At 41.2% G+C, this 3,493-nt stretch carries 1 protein-coding gene and 1 rRNA gene; both read left to right on the top strand.

Annotation, left to right across the window (positions count from 1 at the left end; genetic code table 11):
* Nucleotides 1–81 (top strand): 5S ribosomal RNA (gene rrf / locus UCI88_RS11490); the annotation flags it as partial.
* A 547-nt stretch (nt 82–628) separates the two neighbouring features.
* Nucleotides 629–3,361: an ESPR-type extended signal peptide-containing protein gene (locus UCI88_RS08675; protein ID WP_256180405.1), complete on the top strand. Its 2,733-nt coding sequence runs from the start codon at nt 629–631 to the stop codon at nt 3,359–3,361.
* The last annotated feature ends 132 nt before the right edge of the window (nt 3,362–3,493 follow it).

Raw genomic sequence — 3,493 nt, 5'->3', positions numbered from 1 at the left:
ATGCCGAACACAGCAGTTAAGGCCGCAAACGCCGAAAGTACTTGGGGGGAGGCCCCCTGGGAGGATAGGAAGCCGCTGATTCAGCAAAGAAGCACTTCGATAATGAAGTGCTTCTTTTTTTATGCAAACAATGAAATAAAAATTACGACGGATGTCGAAGACGACCGGACTGTCGTTGTCGGAAGGATGTACCGGTCTTTTCATGGATGCGAAGCGACAAGTCTGTCGTAGTCAGCATGATGTGTCCGGTTTTCAGACAAATGACAAGGTTGATGAAAGAGACGAACTGAATAAATCGCTTACTCCGAAGCAGATCTTCGAAGTGGGTGCGGGAATAATGATAACAAAGTGCAATTAACTCATGGCACTTTGTTTTTATTGTTATCTTTTTCAAGCTAACAACAATTAACAATTTTAATATAATAATAACAAAACAGCATAATATCATGAATTTAACAACATAAAACATATATTTATTGACAATTATGTATGTAAAATATAAAATAAAAATAATAATCCGTTGCGATTGACAACATATATAAGATTATCTGTTAAAATTCTGTTAAAAACAATAAGTTATCTAATTAGAGGTGAACGGGAAAAAGCGGGTTTTTAAGGAGGTTCTACTATGAATAGGCAGTACAAAGTCATTTGGAGTAAAGTGAAGCACTGTTATATTGTCGTATCAGAACTAGTCAAACGCAATGGTAAATCATCATCGGTGAAATCTAAGTCAGGTCAAAAAATTGGCGTGACTTTAGCTGTGTTGGCCCTATGCTTTGGTATCAGCGGGTACAGTCTTGCAGCTGACCTGACAGAAGATCAGCAGGCCGTATATGATGCCGTGATTGCAAAACTTCGGTTAGGGGAAGGCCCTGGCATTACTATAGGGGAAAATTCGTCTACAAAGAAGGAGACGTCGGTCGCAATTGGTAAAGGTGCATCTACGACTGCGGACAATGCTGTAGTTATAGGTACAGAGGCCTCTACCGAGGGTGGCCCTTCAATTGCTATTGGACATGGTGCGAAAATTTCAAAATTTAATACTTCAGAGGCCCTCGCTATCGGCCAAGGAGCAGAGTCTACTAATGGAAGTATTGTTATCGGGAAAAATGCTAAGGACTATGATACTGATCCTGCTAAAGCCGGAAGAGGAATCTTTATTGGCCATGATGTAAAAAGCTATGGCAACGTTGCTCAGGTTATAGTAGGCAATCATGGGGAGGTAAAAGGACAGGGTGCTGTCGCTATAGGGGCTGATACTAAAGCGCTTGATGAATACACTGTGGCACTTGGACAGCTTGCAGAGGCCAGGGCTAAATCTTCATCGGCTATTGGCTCCGGTAGTATTGCTGAAAAAATGGGAACGGCGATAGGTAAAAATGCTAAAGCCAATGAGGAAGGCGCAGTAGCACTTGGCTATAACTCAAAAGGAAATGTAGAGGATGGAGTTTCAATAGGTTCTTATTCAATAGCGGACCGTGAGACCGGCGAAATCGGCTATGCGTCAGGTGGCGATAATAGTACTGTAGAAAAAGTGTTGGAATCTACCGGTCAAAAAGCAAGATATGATGAGCTCTCAGCTATCATTGAGCCTTTAAAGAATGAATATAATGCATTATATAATGCATATTGGAATACTCCTTCAGGATCGGCAGAAGAAACAGAAGCCAAGCAGAAATTAGATAATTGGAAAGCTGAACATCCTGATTATATTCCAGCTGTAAATGAACAAAAACAGATGATTAGAGCATGGCAATCGGGGCTCGGTGCAGTTTCTGTAGGTCGTCCTGATTATACAAGACAAATAACCAACGTTGCAGCCGGCAGTGAAGATACTGATGCAGTTAACGTGGCACAGTTGAAAGCTGTGGAACATGAAGGAATAAACTTTAAAGGTGATGGAGAAACTGTTATTCATCGTGATTTAGGTGAAGAGTTAATTATTGCCGGTGGAAATTCGGATTATACAGCGTTAACAGATAACAATATTGGTGTTGTTGCCAATGAGGATACCGGTTCTTTAACGGTTAAATTATCTAAGAATCTCAACTTGGCTGACGGTAGTGTAACTTTTATTGAAATCGCAAAAGATACAGAGGGTAATACACTTATTAAAGGTGAAAATGGTAAGTGGTATAGAGACTTAACTGATGCAGAATACGATGCATATACTGAGACGTACAGCAAAGATGGTAAAACTTTAACAGCAATAAGTCCGATATTAGATTCGGTGAAGTTGACTTCAGCCGGTCTTAATAATGGTAACCAACGTATTATAAACGTGGCTGCCGGCACAGACGATGCTGATGCTGTTAATGTGTCACAGTTAAACGCATTAACTCAAAAAGTAGATAAAAATGCGATACATTATATCTCTGTAAATGGCTATGGCGATAGAGACGCCGAAGGATCAAACTGGAGAAATGATGGAGCAAGCGGTGATGGCGCAATTGCTATTGGGCATGAAGCAAAAGCATTTGGAATGGAAAGTAATGCTATAGGAAGTAGTGCATGGGGCATAGGTAACTATTCTCAGTCTTGGGGATATTATGCCTTGGCAGGTGTTGAACCGGGGATTGATCAAGCAACTTATGATGCTTTGCCGGTTGAAGAAAAGCAAAATTATACACGGCTGGGAATGTCAATAGGCGAAGAAGACAATACTTTATATTATCGTACTACTTATAAAGAGTATACGATGAATGAATTTATGGCTCTGTCTGATGAAGAACGAAGAGAATTACAAAGCGAAAAAGGCTATGGATATTCAAGCAGTAGACAGGTTTGGACGCCGGCACCTCGATCTATAGCGATTGGTCATTTAACAAAGGCATTAGGAACTGCAACTACAGCAATTGGTAATATAGCTGAAGCTACCGGCAATCAATCCACTGCTATAGGTTCTATGGCTAAGGCTTCAGGAAGCTCCAGCTTTGCTGCCGGTGATAGAGCTGAAGCACAAAAAGTAGGATCTATTGCTATTGGTTTGAAAGCACAAGCCGCTGATTATTGGGGAACGGCTTTAGGATCTTATACGATAATAGAGGGCGAGCAAGGAACGGCCATTGGGGTAAGTGCTAAGGCTTACACGGAAAGAGGGGTCGCGTTGGGGGCGGCTTCAAAAGCAGAACGTGAAAAAGGCGTAATCGGTTATGCCTTAGGTGGCGATAATAGTACCTTTGAAAAGGCCATGGAGTCCAGTGGGCAAAAAGCCAGATATGATGAAATTACAGGCATTATTAATTCCTTAAAGGACGAATATTATAGTTTAGCAATTCCTTATTGGAATGCTCCTTCAGTGAGGGAAGAAATAGCGGCAAAAGAGAAACTAGATGCATGGGAAGCTAAACTGATGTGACCCCAAAAAGTTAGACTTTTATTTCCGAGCAACCCGAAATAGTTGCTCGGAATTTTTTTATGCAGTTTGATTGGCTAGCCGATAGGAAATCGGGCTCTGCCATCCAAGCTTTTCTTTAATCCGATCTACGTT

The sequence above is a fragment of the Megasphaera massiliensis genome, from assembly GCF_036305205.1.
In the GTDB taxonomy this organism is placed as follows: domain Bacteria; phylum Bacillota; class Negativicutes; order Veillonellales; family Megasphaeraceae; genus Megasphaera; species Megasphaera massiliensis.
The sequence above is the reverse complement of the archived record's forward strand: the minus strand, read 5'-3'. Positions and strand labels throughout refer to the sequence as shown.